Raw genomic sequence first — 17,863 nt, 5'->3', positions numbered from 1 at the left:
TCCACCTATAGCCGCGGCACGGAGAGCGCGCCGTCGACATTGATGATCGAGCCGGTCGAAAAGCCGAGCCTGCCGGCGGCAAGCGTCGCCACCACCGCGCCTATGTCTGACGCTTCGCCCCAGCGTTTGGCCGGCACCAGCCCGCTGTCGATCAAGGCATCGTATTTGGCGGTCACGCCTGCCGTCATGTCGGAGCGGATGATGCCTGGACGCAACTCGAACACGCCGATGTTCTCGGGCGCGAGCCTGAGCGCCAGGTTCTTCACCCACATGGAAAGCCCGGCCTTCGATATGCAGTATTCGGAGCGCTCCGGCGAAGCCATCTCGGCACTGACCGAGGTGACGGTGATGATCGATCTTGTGTGGCCGCCGGGTGTGGCCAGCATTGCCTTGGCGACGGCCTGGCTGAGGAAGACCGTGCCGCGCAGGTTGATGCCCAGCGTGCGGTCGAAATTTTCGGGCTTCAGTTCCAGCAGATCGCCGCGCACCACGGCGCCGACGCCTGCATTGTTAACGAGGCAGTCGATGCGGCCGAAGACGCGCATCGCGGCATCGATCAACACGGCGTGGCTGTCGAGGTTGGCGACGTCACAACTGACATAGGCGAGTTTTGCGCCGCGCGCCGAGATGTCTGCGTCGAGCCCGTCAGGCGCCTGTTCGGCAACGTCGGCAACCAGGATGTCAAAGCCGGCATCGGCTAAAGCCTCGGCGCAGGCCAGCCCAATGCCGCGCGCGCCGCCGGTGACGATGGCCGCGGGGCGGGTCATGCGGCAAGCTCCACCGTGCGGATATGGTCAGCCACCCGCAACGCCTGAGCGGCGATCGACAGCGCGGGATTCACCGCAGCCGAGTTCGGCAAAAAACTGCCGTCGACGACGAACAGGTTCCGGTGGTCGAACGACCGGCAGAACGGGTCGAGCGGCGATGTCGCCGGATCGTCACCCATCTTCACCGTGCCGCATTGGTGCGATGGCGTGCGCTTGTCGAAGGGACGTGACAGCACGATGGGGTAGCCGCAGGCGCGGAAGTTTTCGCGCATCACCTTGGTCAGGCCGTCGAGCGACTGCATGTTGGAGCGCCGCCACTGCATGACGATATCCTTGCCGTCGACCATGATGCGGCTTTCGGGATCGGGCAGGTCCTCGCACATCAGGTACCAGTCGACGGCGTGGCCGGCCATGTAATCGAGCGCGAATTTGGGCATCGTCTTCACATTGGCCTTGAGCATGTTGCCGTCGATCTTGCCGAGCAGTTGGACATTGCCAAGCGGCTTGCCGCCCTTGCCGTCCGAGAGATAATAGTCGTTCAGCATCAGCGTCTTCTGGTAGACGGCATCGTTCCTGCGGCGCGGATCGATGGCCAGCATKGCGCTGGAATTGTGGTTCATGAAATTGCGTCCGACCTGGTCCGAGCGGTTGGCGAGGCCCTTGCCATCGGGTGAGGGCGAGCGCAGCAGGATGACGGCGGAATTGACCGCGCCGGCGGAGAGGATGACCAGCTTCGGCGACACTTTCTTCGCCTCGCCGTTCTGCCGGTAGTGGATCGCGACGATGCTTTTGCCATCGGGTGCCGCCTCGAGATACTCGACGTAGCAGCCGGTCTCGAGCCGGATGTTGCTATCCCTAAGCGCCGCCGCCAGTGGCGCTGTCTGGGCGTCCATCTTGCCTTGGCCGGTGTTGGGGAAAGCGTCCCAGCCGGTTCTGCCTTCCTTCAGCCAGGTATCGATGTCGACGCCGAGCGGCAGTGAGGCCGGATGCAGGCCGAGGCCCTTCAGTTCAGCGCGCGCGCGCGCGATCGGCGCTTCGTCGGGCACCGGCTTGAAGGCGTAGGGGATCGAGTGGAATGGTTCGGTCGGGTCCTCGCCCAGCGCGCCGCGCACGCGAAACAGCTGCTCCGCCTTGGAATACCAGGGCTCGAACGCATCATAGGAAAACGGCCAGGCGGGCGAGACGCCGCCGAAATGCTCCATGGCGGAAAAATCTTGCCTGCGGTAGCGGATCAGCACCGCGCCGTAGAATTTCGAATTGCCGCCGACATAGTAGTAGTTGCCGGGATTGAAGGCTGCACCGCCGGCTTCGCGCCACATCTCCTTCGGCCGGTAGTGGCCGTCGACGAAGATCGAGCGGGTGTCGCGGGCATGCGGGGTTGCCGGCAAGGGCTCGCCACGCTCCAGCATCAGGATCGAGGCGCCGCCGCCGGCCAGGCCGGAGGCGATCGTGGCGCCGCCAATGCCGGAGCCGATGATGACGATGTCCGGATTTGCCATGGCCGTCAGCGGATGCGGTTCTCGGTCGCCGGATCGAAGAACACCGCCTTGGTCAGGTTGAAGGCGAGCGGCGTGCTGGTGCCAGGCTGGATGTTGGCGTCGGCCCGCAGCCGCGCCACCACGCCCTTGCCGCCGAGATTGGTGACGGCGAAGGTGTCGGAACCTGCCGGCTCGACGACCTCGATATGCAGGTCGGCGGTGGCGATGTTCGAGGCGTTGCGTTCGGCGCCCTCCGGATCGGTCAACGCTTCCGGCCGCACGCCGAAAATGATCGGCTTGCCCTGGAATGCCGAGAGACCCGCCGGCGCATTGGCCATCGGCAGCGTGATCGGCTCGCGCGCCTCGCGCTGCAGCACGACAGACAGCGCATTGCCCGATGTGGCGATGGTCGCCGGGATCAGGTTCATGGCCGGCGAGCCCATGAAGTCGGCGACGAACAGGTTGGTGGGGTTGTTGTAGATCTCGGCCGGGGTGCCGAACTGCTGCACCTCGCCGTCGCGCATGACGGCGATCTTGGTCGCCAGCGTCATCGCCTCGATCTGGTCGTGGGTGACGTAAACGATGGTGGTGCCGGTCGTGGCGTGCAGGCGCTTGATCTCAATGCGCATGTCGACGCGCAGCTTGGCGTCGAGGTTGGACAAAGGCTCGTCGAACAGGAAGAGTTTGGGGTCGCGCACCAGCGCCCGGCCCATGGCGACGCGCTGGCGCTGGCCGCCCGAAAGCTGGCTAGGCTTGCGCTGCAGGAGATGGCCGATCTGCAGGACCTTGGCCACCTTGTCGATCGCCTTCTGGCGCTCGTCGGCCGGCACACCGCGCATTTCCATGCCGAAGGAGATGTTCCCGGCCACCGTCATGTTGGGGTACAGCGCGTAGCTCTGGAACACCATGGCGATGTCGCGCTTCGAAGGGTGCAGATCGTTGATGGCGCGGCCGTCGACGCGAATCTCGCCCTCGGTGATCTGCTCCAGTCCGGCGATGGTGTTGAGCAGGGTGGACTTGCCGCAGCCGGACGGACCGACCAGCACCAGGAAGCCGCCCTTTTCGAGCTCGACATCGATGCCCTTCAGGATCTCAACATTCCCGAAGCGCTTCTTCAGCCCATCAATTTCCAGAAAAGCCATGGTCGTTCCTTCTGAATTGGTCAGCCTTTGACCGCGCCCGCCATCAGCCCGCGCACGAAATAGCGGCCGGCGACGACATAGACGATCAGGGTGGGCAGAGCCGCGATCATCGCGGCCGCCATATTGACGTTGTATTCGACGACGCCGGTCGAGGTGTTGACGACATTGTTCAGCGCCACCGTCATCGGCATCGCGTCGCCGGTGCCGGCATAGGCCGAAGCGAACAGGAAGTCGTTCCAGATGTTGGTGAACTGGTAGATCACCGTGACGACGAAGATCGGCATAGAGTTCGGCAGCATGATGCGGCGGAAGATCTGGAAGAAGGAGGCGCCGTCGACCTGTGCCGCCTTGATCAATTCGGTGGGGAAGGCCTCGTAATAGTTGCGGAAGAACAGCGTGGTGAAGCCGATGCCGTAGACGACGTGGACGAAGACGAGATTGACCGTCGAATTGCCGAGGCCGAAGCTGGTTCCGACCGAGTTCTGCAAGGTCACCCCGAAGCGGCCGACGCTGCCAAGGATCGTCGCCATCGGCAGCAGCACCGACTGGAACGGAATGAAGCAGGCGAACAGCATCAGCCCGAACACCAGCGTCGCGCCGCGAAAGCGCCATTTGGTCAGCACGTAGCCGTTGAGGGCGCCGAGCATGGTCGAGATCAGCACGGCCGGAACCACCATCTTGATGGAGTTCCAGAAATAGCCCTTGATGCCGGCGCAGGTGAGGCCGACGCAGGTCTCGCCCCAGGCCTTCAGCCACGGGTCGAAGGTCGGCGCCTGGGGCAGCGCCAGCATGTTGCCGTTCTGGATCTCGTCCATGGTCTTGAACGAGGTGACCAGCATGACGAACAGCGGCATCAGGTAGAACAGCGCGAAGAGCGCCAGAAGCCCGTAGATGACAACACGATTGACGAGCTTGGTGTTGATGCCGCCGGAGGCCTGGCGGGCAGGGGTGGCGACAGCGCTCATCGCGGCTTCTCCCTGAGTTCCGAATAGAGATAGGGCACGATGATGGCGACGATGGTCATCAGCATGATCACCGCACTGGCCGATCCGACAGCCATCTCGTTGCGCTTGAAGGTGTATTCGTACATGAAATTCGAAGGCAGCCAGGCCGAGCCGCCGGGGCCGCCGGAGGTCAGCGCCACGACAAGGTCGTAGGACTTGATGGCGAGGTGGGCGAGCACGATGAAGGCCGACAGGAAGATTGGCCGCAGCAGCGGGATGACGATGCGGCGGTAGAGCTGGAAGGTTGTGGCGCCGTCGATCTGCGCTGCCTTCATGATCTCGCCGTCAATGCCGCGCAGGCCGGCCAGGAACATCGCCATGATGAAGCCGGAGGCCTGCCAGACGCCGGCGATGACCACCGTGTAGATGACGAAATCCTTGTTCTTGATCCAGTCGAAATGGAAGCTCGTCCATCCCCATTGATGCAGCGTCTGCTCGAGGCCGAGACCGGGATCGAGGAACCATTTCCAGGCGACGCCGGTGACGATGAAGGACAGCGCCATCGGATAGAGGTAGATCGGCCGCAGCACGCCTTCACCGCGGATCTTCTGGTCGAGCAGGATGGCCAGGAACAGGCCGAGCGCCAGGCAGATCAGGATGTAGAGAAAGCCGAAAATACCCATATTGGTTATCGACGTGTACCAGCTCGATGGCGGGTCGGTGTCGAAGGTCCAGCCCCACAGCCGCTGATAGGCGCGCGAACCTGTGATGACGTAGGACGGGAAGGTCTTGGAATTGGTGAAGGACAGATAGATCGTCCACAGGATGAAGCCGTAGACGAAGACGATGGTGATGGCGAAGCTCGGCGCCAGAACGATCTTCGGCAAGGCGTCCTGCAGGCGCGAGCGCACAGAGGTGCGTGACCGCTCCGGCGTCAGCTTGATCTGGCTTGTTGCTACTGTGCTCATGAGCTCCTCCCGTTTCGGGTCGTCCGTGCTGCGCCGTCAGGCGGCAAGGCGGCCCCGTGTATACGGGTCTTGGGTCGGCATGGTGTCGAGCCGGCCAATCCTGAGATAAAACCTTCCCCGCCGAGGCGGGGAAGGTGATTTCGAGCGTTGCGCTTACTTGGCGTCGTCGATCGCCTTGACCAGTTCGGTCACGGCCTCGTCCGAGGTCTTGATCTGACCATGGACGAACTTCGAGACCACGTCCTTGTAGGCATTGGCGACAGCCGGCGGGGCGCCATAGCCCTGGGCCAGCGAGCCGAACAGCGTGCCGCCTTCATTGGCCTTCTTCAGGTCGGCGATGCCCTTCTTGCCGCAAGCGTCGAAGTCGGTGTCCGGAACGTCGGTACGGGCCGGAACCGAACCCTTGACGACGTTGAAGGCCGACTGGAAGCTCTTCGACAGGGTGGCGGTGGCCAATGCGACCTGGGCGGCCTTACGATCGTCCGGAACGTTGAACATGCCGAACATGTCGGAGTTGTAGATCACGGAGCCGTCGGTGCCCGGGAAGCGATAGCACAGGAAGTCGGTGCCCGGGGTCTTCTTAGCGGCGTGGAATTCACCCTTGGCCCAGTCGCCCATGACCTGCACCAGGGCATCGCCCTTGATGACCATGGCGGTGGCAAGGTTCCAGTCGCGGCCCGAGAAGTTCGGGTCGACATAGGTGACGAGCTTGGCGAGGTTGTCGAACGACTTCTTCATCGTGTCGGACTTGAGCGAAGCGTCGTCGAGGTCGTTGAAGGCCTTTTTGTAGAACTCGGGTCCGCCGGTCGACAGGACGACCGAATCGAACATGGTGGCTTCCTGCCAGTTCTGGCCGCCGAGAGCGAGCGGGATCACACCCGCGGCCTTGGCCTTGTCGAGCAGGGCGACGAAGTCGTCGAAGGTCTTCGGCTCGGTGCCGCCGATCTTGTCCATGACGGCCTTGTTGATCCACAGCCAGTTGACCGAGTGGACGTTGACCGGAGCCGCGACCCATTTGCCGTCATAGACCGAGAATTTCTGCAGGGCCGCCGGAACCGACTTGTCCCAGCCTTCCTTCTTCGCCGTCTCGGTCAGGTCGCCCATGACGCCGGCCGCGGCATAATCGAGCACGGTGTAGCCGAGCATCTGCGAGGCGGTCGGATAGTTGCCGGCCGCGACCATCGCCTTCAGCGCGGTCATGGCAGCATCACCGCCGCCGCCGGCGACAGGAACGTCCTTCCAGGCATAGCCTTCCTTGGCCAGGTCGCCCTTCAGCACGTTGAGGGCAGCCGCTTCGCCGCCCGACGTCCACCAATGCAGCATCTGCACTTCCTTGACGTCCGCGGCGTGCGCCGAGAAGGCAAAGCTCGTCGCAAGAGCCGTTCCGATAAGCAGTTTGCGCAACATGTACTTCCTCCCTTGTTGCATTACACGACCGGTGGAAGCCCACCGGGTTCTTCCCAACTCAGCCGACCCACCATCCGGTGCGCTGGCCGCGATGAAACTGGATTGTCTTTTCCTCGGTATAGTCCTCGACGGCGCGTTTGCCGAGTTCGCGTCCGAGACCGGACTGCTTGTAGCCCCCGAAAGGCAGCTCGGGATAACCTTCCATGAATGTGTTCACCCAAACCGTCCCCGAACGCACCCCACGCGCCACCGACATGCAAGTGTCGATGCTGGCGCTCCACACGCCTGCAGACAGACCATAGGGCGTGTTGTTGGCGATGTGCAACGCCTTTTCAATCGATTCAAAAGTGAGCACGGAGAGCACCGGCCCGAACACTTCCTCACGCGCAATGGCCATGTCCTCTGTGACGCCACGCATGATGGTCGGGTCGAGATATTGGCCGGCACTAGAGGCCAGCTGCTTGCCGCCCCTGAAGACATTGCTGCCTTTGCCTGCCGCTGCCGTAACGTAATCCGTCACCTTGGCCAGATGGTCGGACGAGATCATTGCGCCGACCTTGGTTTGCTCGTCGAGCGGGTCGCCGACTTTCACCTTGGCTGTGAGCGCCTTGACGGCATTGAGAAAATCGTCGGCGATCGCCTCGTGCACGATCAGCCGGCTGCCGGCATTGCAGCATTCGCCGGCATTGAAGAAGCCACCGAACACGGCCGCGTCGGCGGCGGCCTCGAGGTCGGCATCGGGAAAGACGATCTGGCCGTTCTTGCCGCCAAGCTCCATCGAGACCTTCTTCAGCCACTGCGCGGCGGACGCCATGGTCATCTTGCCGACGCGGGTCGAGCCGGTGAACGACACCATCTCGACCAGGGGTGGCTGACCATCGGCGCGCCGACATCGGCGCCCAGACCGGCGAGGATGTTGACGACGCCGGCGGGCAGGCCGGCTTCGAGCAGGATGTCGCCCAGCACGAAGGTCGAGGCCGAGGTCATTTCGCTCGGCTTGACCACCGCCGTGCAGCCGGCGGCGAGCGCGAAAGGCAGTTTCTGGCTGACGATGAGGAACGGGAAATTCCACGGCGTGATGATCGACACGACGCCGATCGGCTCGCGCACGACCACGCCCAGCATCGCATCGCCGAGATTGGCGTAGCTCTCGCCATGCAGCGTGCGTGCAAGCGAGGCGGCATAGCGCCAGATGTCGACGGCGCCGCCGATCTCACCGCGCGCCTGGGCGATCGGCTTGCCGGATTCGAGCGCGTCGAGCCGGGCGATGTCTTCCAGCCGTGTCTCGATCAGGTCGGCCGCCTTGAAAAGGATCGCGGCGCGCTCGCCGGCCTTCATGCGTGGCCATGGGCCGGTCTCGAACGCCTTGTGCGCGGCCTGCACGGCCGTTTCGACCTCGGCCTCGCCGGCCTGCGCATAGCGCGAAACGGTGAAGCCGTGGCCGGGGCTCTTGCGTTCCAGCGTGCGGCCGTCGCGAGCATCGACGTGCTTGCCGTCGATCAGCAGCCGATAATTTTTCGGCGCGGCTGAGGCCTCGGCGGGCATGGCGATGTTGAGGGGTGCGTTCATCAGGACTGTTTTCTCTAGCTTCTTGAAAATACTGGCTTCTGCTTGGCCTTGAAGGCGTCGACGCCGGCCTTGAGGTCGCCGGTGAGCGCGATAAAGCCGCTGGCCAGCGCTTCGGTGGCGGCCGCACTTTCCTCGCCCTCGGCCACCGCGATCATCAGCTTGGCCGCTTCCGTCGCTAGCGGGCCACGCTCGGCGATTTTTTCGGCCCACGCCTTGGCTTCTGCCAAGCCGCTGCCGGTTTCGGTCACCCGATCCACCACGCCAAGGGCCAGCGCTTCGGGAGCGAGGAGTATCTCACCACCCAAGGCCATGCGCCGCACCGTCTGCGTGCCGAAGCGGCGCACGGCGCGCTGCGTTCCGGACCAGCCGGGGACGACGCCGATCGAGGTTTCGGGGAGGCCTAATTTCACATGCGCCTCGGCGACCCGGAAATCGCAGGCGACCGCCAGTTCCAGCCCGCCGCCCAGCGCATGACCGGACAGCACGGCGATCGTCGGTTGCCGCAGCCGCGCCAGCCGGTCGAACACGCGGTGACCATAGCGCACCCATTGCACCTGGAAATCGGCGGCGCTCATCGCACCCCAGGCCTCGACATCGCCGCCGGCGCAAAAGCCCTTGCCTTCGCCGCGCAAGAGCACGACGCGCACGCCTTCGGCCTTCTCTGCCTCGTCGAGCGCGGCTTCCAGCGCCCTCAGCATCGGAATGTCCAGCGCGTTGAACTTTTCCGGGCGGCGCAGCGTGACGATGCCCATGGCGCCGTCCCTTTCGAATATGACGAGGCGCTCAGCCATGCGCGTCTCCGAGCGAGGCGCCGCCATTCAGCGACAGGCCGATCGGCCGATCCTGGTAGAGTGCCGCCGGCGTTACCTTGAGGTCGTTGGCGACACCGAGCGGCATCTCGGCCTGCGCCAGGACATCGCGCTCGAGGTCGATGCCCGGCGCCAGCTCGGTGACCATCAGGCCGTCGGGCGTCAGCTTCATCACGCAGCGCTCTGTAACATAGGTGATGTCCTGGCCTTGGGCGACGGCGCGCTTGCCGGAAAACGAGATGTGCTCGACCTCGTTGACCACCTTCTTGACCTTGCCCTCCTGGTCGATGCGGATGCCGCCATCGGCCAGCGAAAGCTTGGCGCCGGCATTGAAGAAGCCGGAGAAGACGATCTTCTTCGCCCGCGCGGTTATGTCGACAAAGCCGCCGGCGCCGGCGGTGACATGCGGCCGCGCCGACAGTTTCGACACATTGACCGAGCCGTGGCGGTCGATTTGCAGGAAGGACAGCAGCGAGGCGTCGAAACCACCGGCCTGGAAATAGATGAACTGGTGCGGTGAGGGCATGATCGCCTCGGCGTTGGAGGCGCAGCCGAACTTGAAGTCGAGCAGCGGCACGCCGCCGACCGCGCCCTGCTCGATCACCCAGGTGACCTTGCCGTGCTGGCCCTCTTCCAGAAGGATGCGCGGCACGTTGGCCGAGATGCCGAAGCCGATGTTGACGGCCATGCCGTCGCGCAATTCCATGGCGACGCGGCGCGCGATCACCTTCTGCACGTTCATCTCGGCGTTGCGGAAGGTCGACAGCGGCCGGAAGATCTCGCCCGAAATCGCCGGGTCGTAAGGCGTCAGCGTCGTCTGCAACTGGTCGGGCGCGACAACGATATGGTCGACCAGCACGCCGGGCACGCGCACATCATGCGGCTTTAGCGTGCCGTTCTCGACGACGCGCTTGACCTGTGCGATGACGACGCCGCCATTGTTGCGGGCCGCAAGCGCCTGTTCGAGGCCGCCGAGATAGGCGCCTTCATGTTCATAGGTGAGGTTGCCGCGCTCGTCCGCCGTGGTGGCGCGGATGATCGAAATGTTGGGCACGATCGAGCGGAAATAGAGCCATTCCTCGCCGTCAAACTGCTGTACCGAGACGATCGGCTCGCTGGCCGCCGCGTTCATGGCGCAGCCCTGATGGCGCGGGTCGGCGAAGGTGTCGAGACCGACCTTGGTCAGCACGCCCGGCCGTTTGGCGGCGGCCTCGCGGTGCATGTCGAACAGGATGCCGGACGGCACGTTGTAGGCGGCGACCGAATTGTCGCCGATCATCTTCCAGATCTGCGGCGGCTCGGCGGAGGAGGGGCCGGACGGGTAGGAACCGCACAGCGTGCGCTTCAACAGGCCGGGCTTGGCCAGATGATCGATGCCCTTGATGCCGTACATGTCGCCGGCGGCGATCGGGTGCAGCGTGGTGATGTTCTTGGGATGACCTTCGCTATCGAAGCGCTCGCCGATGGCGGCCAGCACCGCGTCCGGACAGCCGAGCCCGCTCGACGACGACACGGATACCGTCATGCCATCCTTGATCAGGCTGGCTGCCTGCGCTGCGGAAACGACCTTGCTCACTTCATGCTCCCGAGTTTCGGGTCGATCTTGACGGCCTTGCCGGAGCTGGCCGATTGCAATGCCGCCTCGGCTGCAGTGAGCGACCAGACGCCGTCCTCGCCGGTGGCGGCAGGCTGGCCTTTGCCGAGGATCGCGGCATGCAACTGACGCACCGATCTGACGTAGAGATTCTCGCGATCGAAGCTCAATTGCTCCTCACCCTTGGCGGTGCGCAGCAGCACCGAGCCGTCGGGCTTCTGGGTCATCACATCGCTGGCGATCAGCGAGCCTTCCGAACCATGCACCTCGAAGCCGGTGCCGGCGAATTTGGTGGTGAAGCCTTCATGCGACTGAGCGATGAGGCCCGACTTGAAGCGCCAGATGCACATGGCGCCGTCTTCCAGTCCGCCGCCGGCCATGCCGGCCGATTGCGTGAAGGCCGAGACCTCGACCGGATCGTCGCCGAGCACGAAGCGCAGCGTGTCGGCATCGTGCACCGTGATGTCGAGCACCACGCCGCCGCCGGCTTCCGGCTTGGTGATGCGCCAGCCCTGCAGGGTCTCCGGCAGATAGACGGAATGGAAGACGCGTGCGGCGATCGGCTTGCCGATGCGCCCCGATGCGATGGCCTCACGCATGGCGCGATGCGCGCCGGCGTTGCGCAGATGATGGTTGGTGCCGAGCACGATGCCGGCCGCCCTGGCTGCCGCCACCATTTTTCGGGCGTCGGCGCTGGTCAGCGCCAGCGGCTTCTCGCACAGCACATGCTTGCCCGCCTTGATGGCGGCTAGCGCCTGGTCGAGGTGCAGCTCGTTGGTGGTCGAGATGTAGACCGCGTCGATGTCGGACTTCAGCAAGGCGTCCAAGGTCGACACGGCGGATGGAATCCCGTTTTCCCTGGCATAGGCCGTGGCGCGTTCCGGATTGGAACTCATCACCGCCGCGATCTCGCCACCCTCTTGCGCGCGGATGGCGTTGATCATGAACTGCCTGGCGATCGTGCTGGCGCCGATCAACCCCCATTTGACACTCACGCGGCGCCTCCCGTTCCCGTCGGCCTGTTTCGCGTGCGGAGATCCGGACCGCAGCTTTCCCTGACCACGAGATTGACCGCGCCGACATGGTCTTCGGCCCGCGTGGTGCGCGACTGGATCAGCTTGAGCATGACGTGAGCGGCGCGCTCGCCGAGGCCGGCTGTGTCCACCGCGACGCTGGTTAGCGCCGGCATGTAGTGTTCGGCCTCGACCACGTCGTCGAAGCCGACGACGGCGAAATCCGGTCCCGGCTCAAGCCGGCGCTTGCGCAACGCCAGCATCACGCCAAAGGCGACGGCGTCGTTGAAGCAGAGAGCCGCGGTCGGCGGTTCAGCCATCGTGAGAGCGGTGTCCAGGCAGGCGAGGCCGCCTCTGCGGTTGGTTTCGCCCTCGACGACCAGCACGTCGCGGGCGGAGATGCCCAGCGTCTCGCAGGCCTCGCGAAAGCCGCCCAGCCGTTCCTGATAAACCACCAGATCCGAGGTGCCGCCGAAGAAGGCGAGCCGGCGATGTCCTTTGGCGATCAGATGAGCCGCGGCAAGATAGGCACCGCGATGATTGTCGGGCGCGATCACAGGGATGCGGCTTTCGGGCAGGCGGCGCATGGCGAAGACCACCGGCACGCCCGCCAATTCCAGCCGCCGGAAAGCGCCTGGCGTGGTGCCGCGCGCCGGTGACACGATGAGCCCGGCGACGCCTTGTTCCATCAGCGACTTCAGCACCTCTTCCTGGCGCACCGGATTCTCCGCCGTATTGGCGATGAATGGCACGATGCCGGCCGACTGGAAGACGCGTTCCATGCCGACGGCCAGTTCGGCGAAGAATGGGTTGGTGAGGTCGTTGATGACCATGCCGATGACGTTGGAATGGGCCTTGCGCAGATTGGCGGCGCCGCGGTTGTAGACATAGCCTACATCCTCGATCGCCTTGCGCACCTTGACCGCGGTTTCAGGCCGGATCAGCCCGCTGCCCTGGAGCACGAGCGATACCGTCGATTTGGACACGCCCGCCTCGCGGGCAATGTCGAATATCGTGGCCTTGGCCCGGCTGGCCATCTCGATGCGTCCTCCCAGTTTTCCCAATCGAATTTATTGGAACGTTCTAATCACTGGTTCAATCTTGAGTCAATCGCGAATTTTTCTCAGCCGCAAAAACTGATTGTTCGTACTCAAATGGCCCATCAGGAAAGGCTTCGTGTGCTGCAGCGCAGCATTTGCCGCCAACTTCGCTCCGAATCTTAAAGGTTCTTGATTTATTGGAACGTTCCATTTAATAGGCGCTGCGAAGGGAGAGGTCGATGGATATTGTCTTGCCTGCCGAAGGTGGCCGCAACGCCCGCTACGCGCTTGTTGGACAGCCGGTGCAGCCGGCGATCGGCGCACGGTTTTCACGCGTCGCCTATGCCGCCGCGCATGTCGTTGCCGATCCCCTCGAAATGACCGATCCATGGTCGCGGCCCGCGGTCGACTGGGACAGCACAATGGCGTTCCGCCATCATTTGTGGCGGCTCGGCTTCCGCATTGCCGAGGCGATGGACACCTCGCAGCGCGGCATGGGTTTCGACTGGGCCAATGCGAAGGAATTGATCCGCCGCTCGATCGCCGAGGCGCGCACCGTCGAAGGCGCCGATCTTGCCTCGGGTGCGGGAACCGATCATCTGGCGCCGGCCGCTGCCGGGACGCTCGACGATGTGATCGCGGCCTATGACGAGCAGTTCGCCTTCATCGAAGGGCAGGGCGGCAAGGCGATCATGATGGCCAGCCGCGCATTGGCGGCTGTCGCGAAGGCTCCGGACGATTATGCGCGCGTCTATGACCGCATCTTGAGCCAGGCCTCCGGCAAGGTCATCCTGCACTGGCTGGGTGACATGTTCGACCCTGCCTTGAAGGGCTATTGGGGCAGCCGCGATTTCGAGACCGCGCTCGATACGGTGGTCGCCATCATCGAACGCCACGCAGACAAGGTCGAGGGCATAAAGATATCGCTTCTCGATGCCGGCAAGGAAGTCGCGCTGCGTAACCGGTTGCCGGACGGCGTCGTGATGTTCACCGGTGACGACTTCAACTACCCCGAACTGATCGCCGGCGACGGCAACAGGCATTCGCACGCGCTGCTTGGCATTTTCGACGCCATCGCGCCGGTCGCCAACGCCGCCCTGGCAAGGCTCGCCGAGGGCGACCGCGCCGGCTATGACGCGTTGATGGCGCCGACGGTGCCGCTATCGCGAAAAATCTTCGAGGCGCCGACCGAATATTACAAGGCCGGCATCGTCTTCATGGCCTGGTTGAACGGCCACCAGGACCATTTCACCATGGTCGGGGGCATGCAGTCGGCGCGCGGCATCCGCCACTACGCCGAAATCTTTCGCCTTGCCGACCAGGCAGGCCTGCTGGCCGATCCTGACCTTGCCGTATCACGGATGAAGAACCTGTGTGTCGTCGCAGGCATCTAAGCCGAACGAGACGTTTTCGATCACCATCGAGCGAAGGCAGAGCTACGTGGCGCTGCGGGGGAGCCGCAGTTGCGTGCGTGATACCGAAAGTCTGAGATTGGATGGTGGGCGTGACAGGGATTGAACCTGTGACCCCTGCAATGTCAATGCAGTGCTCTCCCGCTGAGCTACACGCCCATCCGAAGCCGCGCATACACCATTTTTGGTCGGGCGCGTCAATAGCGAGAAAAAGGAAAGAAGGCGTCGTCTCGCCGCACCGGCAAACAGATGCCGATGCCTCGGTTGAAGGCGGCTCAGGCCGCCTGCAGCATCTTCTCGACCTCGTTGACGAGATCGCGCAGGTGGAAGGGCTTCGACAGCACCTTGGCGTCTTTCGGCGCCTTGGAATCCGGGTTCAGCGCAACGGCGGCGAAACCGGTGATGAACATGACCTTGAGGTCGGGATCGATCTCGGTGGCGCGACGCGCCAGTTCGATGCCGTCCATCTCCGGCATGACGATGTCGGTCAACAGCAGCGAGAACGGCTCCTCGCGCAGCCGCTCATAGGCGCTGGCGCCATTGTCGAAATCGCTGACCTGGTAGCCGGCGCGTTCCAGCGCCTTGACGAGGAAACGACGCATATCGTCGTCGTCTTCCGCCAGAAGAATGCGTGCCATGATATCCCGTCCGAATCACCCGCCCGAGACTGCCGCCCAGGCAGCCCGTTAACCATCCTGTATATGAGGCGGTGACGGTAAACATCAAGTGAATGCTGCGAAGCATTATCCGCATTCGGCGGGGCGATGCGGATGGCGAAATGCTGGACATGCGGCCAGCAAGGTGGCACTTTCATATCATGATGCATCGGTGTTTTCGGGTTCGTGCAAATTGAAGACGGCAGCCGAGGATTTTTCGGTCGTTCAACCCTTCGAAATCCGATCGGGCGTCGAACAGCGCGTCCCCTTCCTGTTCAACTCACCACATAGCGGCCGCTACTATCCGGAACGCTTCCTCGCCATGGCGAGGCTCGACCGCAACGCCATCCGCCGCTCGGAAGATTGCTACGTCGATGAATTGTTCGGCGGCGCCGTGGCGCTTGGCGCGCCGATGCTGGCGGCGAATTTCCCGCGCGCCTATCTCGACGTCAATCGCGAGCCTTGGGAACTCGACCCGCGCATGTTCGCCGAGCCGGTGCCGTCCTTCTGCAACATCCGCTCGGCGCGGGTGGCCGGCGGACTTGGCACGGTGCCGAAGCTGGTGGGCGAGGGGCTCGACATCTATTCCGGTCGCCTGCCGCTCGCCGAAGCCGTCGCCCGCATCGAGGCCGTTTACAAGCCCTATCATGAAACGCTGAAGCGGCTTTTGACCAGGACCCATGCCCGTTTCGGCTTTGCCGTGCTGATCGACTGCCATTCGATGCCGGCAAGCATCCGTGTCGGCGACGGCGGTCTGCGGCCGGACTTCATCATCGGCGACCGTTTCGGCATCTCGGCCACCGCTGCCCTGACCGAGACGGCGATCGGCCTGTTGACCGCGATGGGCTATACCGTTGCCCACAACAAGCCCTATGCCGGCGGCTTCATCACGGAGCATTATGGCCGCCCGGCGCGTCATCTGCATGCGCTGCAGATCGAGGTCAATCGCGGGCTCTACATGAATGAACGGACGTTCGAGAAGACTGCCGGCTTCGACGCGCTGGCCGATGATCTGACGCGATTTTCAGCGGATCTGATGGCGATGCCCGACCATCACTTCATCGACCTGCCGCTGGCCGCGGAGTGAAATAGCCGGCCCGAGGCGCAGGCGTAAAAAAAGACCGCATCGTTTGCACGATACGGTCGAAGTCTAGGGAGGAAACGCCCAAGGAGGGCATGGACAGGAAACCCTGTCCGAGGTTGAGGGTATTGTGCGGTGCACAAATGTCAAGCGATCTTCAGGCTTTTTTAATTCAGAGTGATGTGGAAATTGCGTTTCGATGACGCAGATGTGACATTCGGGCAACAGATGTCGCCGCGAATAAATCGATAAACAGGCTTGTTTTGGCGGGAAAGTGTCGGCAGAGCCCGGTGAGGCACTCGGCAATGCGGGAGAATCAGTTGGACATCAGCATCGATTTCATGCGCCGCATCGCGCAGGCGGCAGCGGTCGAGACCTTGCCGCGCTTTCGCGCCCAGGGTGCCGTCGCCAACAAGGAAAAAGGCAGTTTCGACCCGGTCACGGAAGCCGACCGCGAGACCGAACGCGCCATCCGGGCGCTGATATCGGCGCAGTATCCCGACCATGGCATTCTCGGCGAGGAGCATGGCAGCGAAAACACCTCCAGCCGGCATGTCTGGGTGATCGATCCGATCGACGGCACGCGCGCCTTCATCTCCGGCCTGCCGGTGTGGGGGACGCTGGTCGGGCTGACCGTCGACGGCGACGCGGTCGCCGGCATGATGGCGCAGCCTTTCACCGGCGAGCTGTTCTACGCCAACGCCTCGGGCTCGCACTATGAGGGGCCGGGCGGTCCGCGCAAGCTTTCGACCCGCAAGACGACAAGGCTCGATGAGGCGACGCTGTTCACCACCACGCCGGCACTGTTCAAGGGCGAGGCGCGCACGCGCTATGACGCGTTCGAGAAAAAGGTGCAGCTGGCCCGCTACGGCGCCGATTGCTATGCCTTCGCCATGATCGCCTCGGGGAGCGTCGACATCGTCGCCGATCCCGGCCTGAAGCCCTACGACATCGTTGCGCTGATCCCGATCATCGAGAAGGCGGGCGGCGTCGTCACCACCTTCGATGGCGGACCGGCGGAAAAGGGCGGCGATGTGCTAGCGGCGGCGACGCCGGAGCTTCACGCGGCGGCCATGGCTGCCCTGCGCGGCTGATATCTCCGCGCTTTCTGTGAAGCCGTTGCTTCAGCGCGATCTGATCGAGCGCTGGAATTCCGCCGGTGTGCGTCCATAGGCCTGTCTGAACGACGCGCTGAAATGGCTGTGGCTGGAAAAGCCGAGGTCCATGCCCAAAGCGGTCAGATTGTCGTAGCGGCCAAGCAGGTCGAGCGCGCGCGCCAGCCGCAGGCGCAGATGATAGCGATAGAGCGGGATGGCCTCGACCTGCTGGAATATTTGCGTCAGATAGACCGGTGAGACTCCGACCTCGGCGGCAATCTCGGCCAGCGTCCAGCGCCGCGACAGATCCGACGCCAGCACCAGCTTGGCGCGGTCGACCAGCTTCTGCCGTCCGGGGCTGGCGCCCGCGACGTGCGAAGTGCGCTCGCCGAGCGAGCGCCGCACCAGCGTTAGCGCCAGCGTCTCGGCCTCCAGCGTTTCGGCGACATTGCGGCTCAGGCTGTGGCGCAACAGCGCCACCAAGGCCTGCGCGCGCGGATCGATGCGCCGGCGCTGGCGGCGAAACGCCAGGACACCACCGGCGCGCAACTGCTCCTGCGGCGCCAGTTCCCGCAAGTGGCCTTCCTCGATGACAAGGTCGAGGCAGGCATCGCCGCCTTCGACAGGGTGGCTGATCTGGTAGGCCTCGGCCTCGTTGAAGAATAGCAGCTGGTTGGCTTCCGCGACCGCATCATTGCGGCCGACATGGCGCACGAAGACGCCGCGATAGGCAAACACCAGATGCGTCGCCGACGTGCACTCCTCATCGCTCCTGTGACGGCATTCGCCGCTGCAGACGACATCTCGCACCCTGACAGTGCCGGTGTCCATAAGGAGCTGAACCTTGAATTGCGACATGGCCGTTGCGCTCATCCCTCGTGCCAGA

At 63.8% G+C, this 17,863-nt stretch carries 15 protein-coding genes, 1 tRNA gene and 1 pseudogene; 3 read left to right on the top strand and 14 right to left on the bottom strand.

Annotation, left to right across the window (positions count from 1 at the left end; translation table 11 throughout):
• Window positions 1-5: 5 nt before the first annotated feature.
• The 11 genes and pseudogenes from AB4Z43_RS08070 to AB4Z43_RS08020 all read right to left on the bottom strand — a co-directional run bounded on the left by AB4Z43_RS08070 (window position 6) and on the right by AB4Z43_RS08020 (window position 12,728).
• Window positions 6-767, bottom strand: a complete 762-nt coding sequence (locus AB4Z43_RS08070) for a 3-ketoacyl-ACP reductase (RefSeq protein WP_441936820.1) — start codon at window positions 765-767, stop codon at window positions 6-8.
• On the bottom strand, window positions 764-2,266 hold the full coding sequence (locus AB4Z43_RS08065; RefSeq protein ID WP_019861076.1) for an FAD-dependent oxidoreductase: 1,503 nt from the start codon (window positions 2,264-2,266) through the stop codon (window positions 764-766). Before AB4Z43_RS08065 ends, AB4Z43_RS08070 begins: the two co-directional genes overlap by 4 nt.
• A gap of 5 nt (window positions 2,267-2,271) precedes the next feature.
• On the bottom strand, window positions 2,272-3,387 hold the full coding sequence (locus tag AB4Z43_RS08060) for an ABC transporter ATP-binding protein (protein ID WP_019861075.1): 1,116 nt from the start codon (window positions 3,385-3,387) through the stop codon (window positions 2,272-2,274).
• A 20-nt stretch (window positions 3,388-3,407) separates the two neighbouring features.
• Window positions 3,408-4,352: a carbohydrate ABC transporter permease gene (locus tag AB4Z43_RS08055; RefSeq protein ID WP_038649463.1), complete on the bottom strand. Its 945-nt coding sequence runs from the start codon at window positions 4,350-4,352 to the stop codon at window positions 3,408-3,410.
• The gene (locus tag AB4Z43_RS08050) at window positions 4,349-5,299 is read right to left on the bottom strand and encodes a carbohydrate ABC transporter permease (protein WP_027047381.1); all 951 of its coding nucleotides are present in this window, start codon (window positions 5,297-5,299) and stop codon (window positions 4,349-4,351) included. Before AB4Z43_RS08050 ends, AB4Z43_RS08055 begins: the two co-directional genes overlap by 4 nt.
• A gap of 153 nt (window positions 5,300-5,452) precedes the next feature.
• Window positions 5,453-6,706, bottom strand: a complete 1,254-nt coding sequence (locus tag AB4Z43_RS08045; RefSeq protein ID WP_027047380.1) for an ABC transporter substrate-binding protein — start codon at window positions 6,704-6,706, stop codon at window positions 5,453-5,455.
• A 58-nt stretch (window positions 6,707-6,764) separates the two neighbouring features.
• Window positions 6,765-8,275: pseudogene (locus AB4Z43_RS08040) on the bottom strand (aldehyde dehydrogenase family protein).
• Between the two features lie 14 nt (window positions 8,276-8,289).
• A complete protein-coding gene (locus tag AB4Z43_RS08035) occupies window positions 8,290-9,066 on the bottom strand; it encodes an enoyl-CoA hydratase/isomerase family protein (RefSeq protein ID WP_441936816.1) in 777 nt (258 codons plus the stop codon).
• On the bottom strand, window positions 9,059-10,660 hold the full coding sequence (locus AB4Z43_RS08030; protein WP_069093083.1) for an acyl CoA:acetate/3-ketoacid CoA transferase: 1,602 nt from the start codon (window positions 10,658-10,660) through the stop codon (window positions 9,059-9,061). Before AB4Z43_RS08030 ends, AB4Z43_RS08035 begins: the two co-directional genes overlap by 8 nt.
• On the bottom strand, window positions 10,657-11,673 hold the full coding sequence (locus AB4Z43_RS08025; protein ID WP_441936814.1) for a Gfo/Idh/MocA family protein: 1,017 nt from the start codon (window positions 11,671-11,673) through the stop codon (window positions 10,657-10,659). Before AB4Z43_RS08025 ends, AB4Z43_RS08030 begins: the two co-directional genes overlap by 4 nt.
• On the bottom strand, window positions 11,670-12,728 hold the full coding sequence (locus tag AB4Z43_RS08020) for a LacI family DNA-binding transcriptional regulator (protein WP_441936812.1): 1,059 nt from the start codon (window positions 12,726-12,728) through the stop codon (window positions 11,670-11,672). Before AB4Z43_RS08020 ends, AB4Z43_RS08025 begins: the two co-directional genes overlap by 4 nt.
• A gap of 242 nt (window positions 12,729-12,970) precedes the next feature.
• Here AB4Z43_RS08020 and AB4Z43_RS08015 point away from each other — a divergent pair, with 242 nt between their 5' ends.
• Complete coding sequence (locus tag AB4Z43_RS08015) at window positions 12,971-14,125, top strand: dihydrodipicolinate synthase family protein (protein WP_038649452.1); 1,155 nt, start codon at window positions 12,971-12,973, stop codon at window positions 14,123-14,125.
• Between the two features lie 102 nt (window positions 14,126-14,227).
• Here AB4Z43_RS08015 and AB4Z43_RS08010 read toward each other — a convergent pair.
• Both AB4Z43_RS08010 and cpdR read right to left on the bottom strand, forming a co-directional pair.
• A tRNA-Val gene (locus AB4Z43_RS08010) sits at window positions 14,228-14,302 on the bottom strand.
• A 116-nt stretch (window positions 14,303-14,418) separates the two neighbouring features.
• Window positions 14,419-14,781: a cell cycle two-component system response regulator CpdR gene (gene cpdR, locus AB4Z43_RS08005; RefSeq protein WP_006199474.1), complete on the bottom strand. Its 363-nt coding sequence runs from the start codon at window positions 14,779-14,781 to the stop codon at window positions 14,419-14,421.
• A 163-nt stretch (window positions 14,782-14,944) separates the two neighbouring features.
• Here cpdR and AB4Z43_RS08000 point away from each other — a divergent pair, with 163 nt between their 5' ends.
• Both AB4Z43_RS08000 and hisN read left to right on the top strand, forming a co-directional pair.
• Window positions 14,945-15,886, top strand: a complete 942-nt coding sequence (locus AB4Z43_RS08000; protein WP_441936808.1) for an N-formylglutamate amidohydrolase — start codon at window positions 14,945-14,947, stop codon at window positions 15,884-15,886.
• A 314-nt stretch (window positions 15,887-16,200) separates the two neighbouring features.
• Window positions 16,201-16,974, top strand: a complete 774-nt coding sequence (hisN, locus tag AB4Z43_RS07995) for a histidinol-phosphatase (RefSeq protein ID WP_441936805.1) — start codon at window positions 16,201-16,203, stop codon at window positions 16,972-16,974.
• 30 nt (window positions 16,975-17,004) lie between these two features.
• Here hisN and AB4Z43_RS07990 read toward each other — a convergent pair whose 3' ends face one another.
• Window positions 17,005-17,835: a helix-turn-helix transcriptional regulator gene (locus tag AB4Z43_RS07990; RefSeq protein ID WP_064980803.1), complete on the bottom strand. Its 831-nt coding sequence runs from the start codon at window positions 17,833-17,835 to the stop codon at window positions 17,005-17,007.
• Between the last annotated feature and the right edge of the window lie 28 nt (window positions 17,836-17,863).

Origin of the sequence: Mesorhizobium sp. 2RAF45, assembly GCF_052115225.1 — a bacterium.
GTDB lineage: Bacteria > Pseudomonadota > Alphaproteobacteria > Rhizobiales > Rhizobiaceae > Mesorhizobium > Mesorhizobium jarvisii.
This window is presented reverse-complemented; position numbering and strand designations above follow the sequence as displayed.

What these genes read in the sequence shown, in the direction of transcription:
- AB4Z43_RS08070 (WP_441936820.1), bottom strand. Translation starts at nt 767, where the DNA reads ATGACCCGCCCCGCGGCCATCGTCACCGGCGGCGCGCGCGGCATTGGG.
- AB4Z43_RS08060 (WP_019861075.1), bottom strand. Translation starts at nt 3,387, where the DNA reads ATGGCTTTTCTGGAAATTGATGGGCTGAAGAAGCGCTTCGGGAATGTT.
- AB4Z43_RS08055 (WP_038649463.1), bottom strand. Translation starts at nt 4,352, where the DNA reads ATGAGCGCTGTCGCCACCCCTGCCCGCCAGGCCTCCGGCGGCATCAAC.
- AB4Z43_RS08050 (WP_027047381.1), bottom strand. Translation starts at nt 5,299, where the DNA reads ATGAGCACAGTAGCAACAAGCCAGATCAAGCTGACGCCGGAGCGGTCA.
- AB4Z43_RS08045 (WP_027047380.1), bottom strand. Translation starts at nt 6,706, where the DNA reads ATGTTGCGCAAACTGCTTATCGGAACGGCTCTTGCGACGAGCTTTGCC.
- AB4Z43_RS08035 (WP_441936816.1), bottom strand. Translation starts at nt 9,066, where the DNA reads ATGGCTGAGCGCCTCGTCATATTCGAAAGGGACGGCGCCATGGGCATC.
- AB4Z43_RS08020 (WP_441936812.1), bottom strand. Translation starts at nt 12,728, where the DNA reads ATGGCCAGCCGGGCCAAGGCCACGATATTCGACATTGCCCGCGAGGCG.
- AB4Z43_RS08015 (WP_038649452.1), top strand. Translation starts at nt 12,971, where the DNA reads ATGGATATTGTCTTGCCTGCCGAAGGTGGCCGCAACGCCCGCTACGCG.
- cpdR (WP_006199474.1), bottom strand. Translation starts at nt 14,781, where the DNA reads ATGGCACGCATTCTTCTGGCGGAAGACGACGACGATATGCGTCGTTTC.
- AB4Z43_RS07990 (WP_064980803.1), bottom strand. Translation starts at nt 17,835, where the DNA reads ATGTCGCAATTCAAGGTTCAGCTCCTTATGGACACCGGCACTGTCAGG.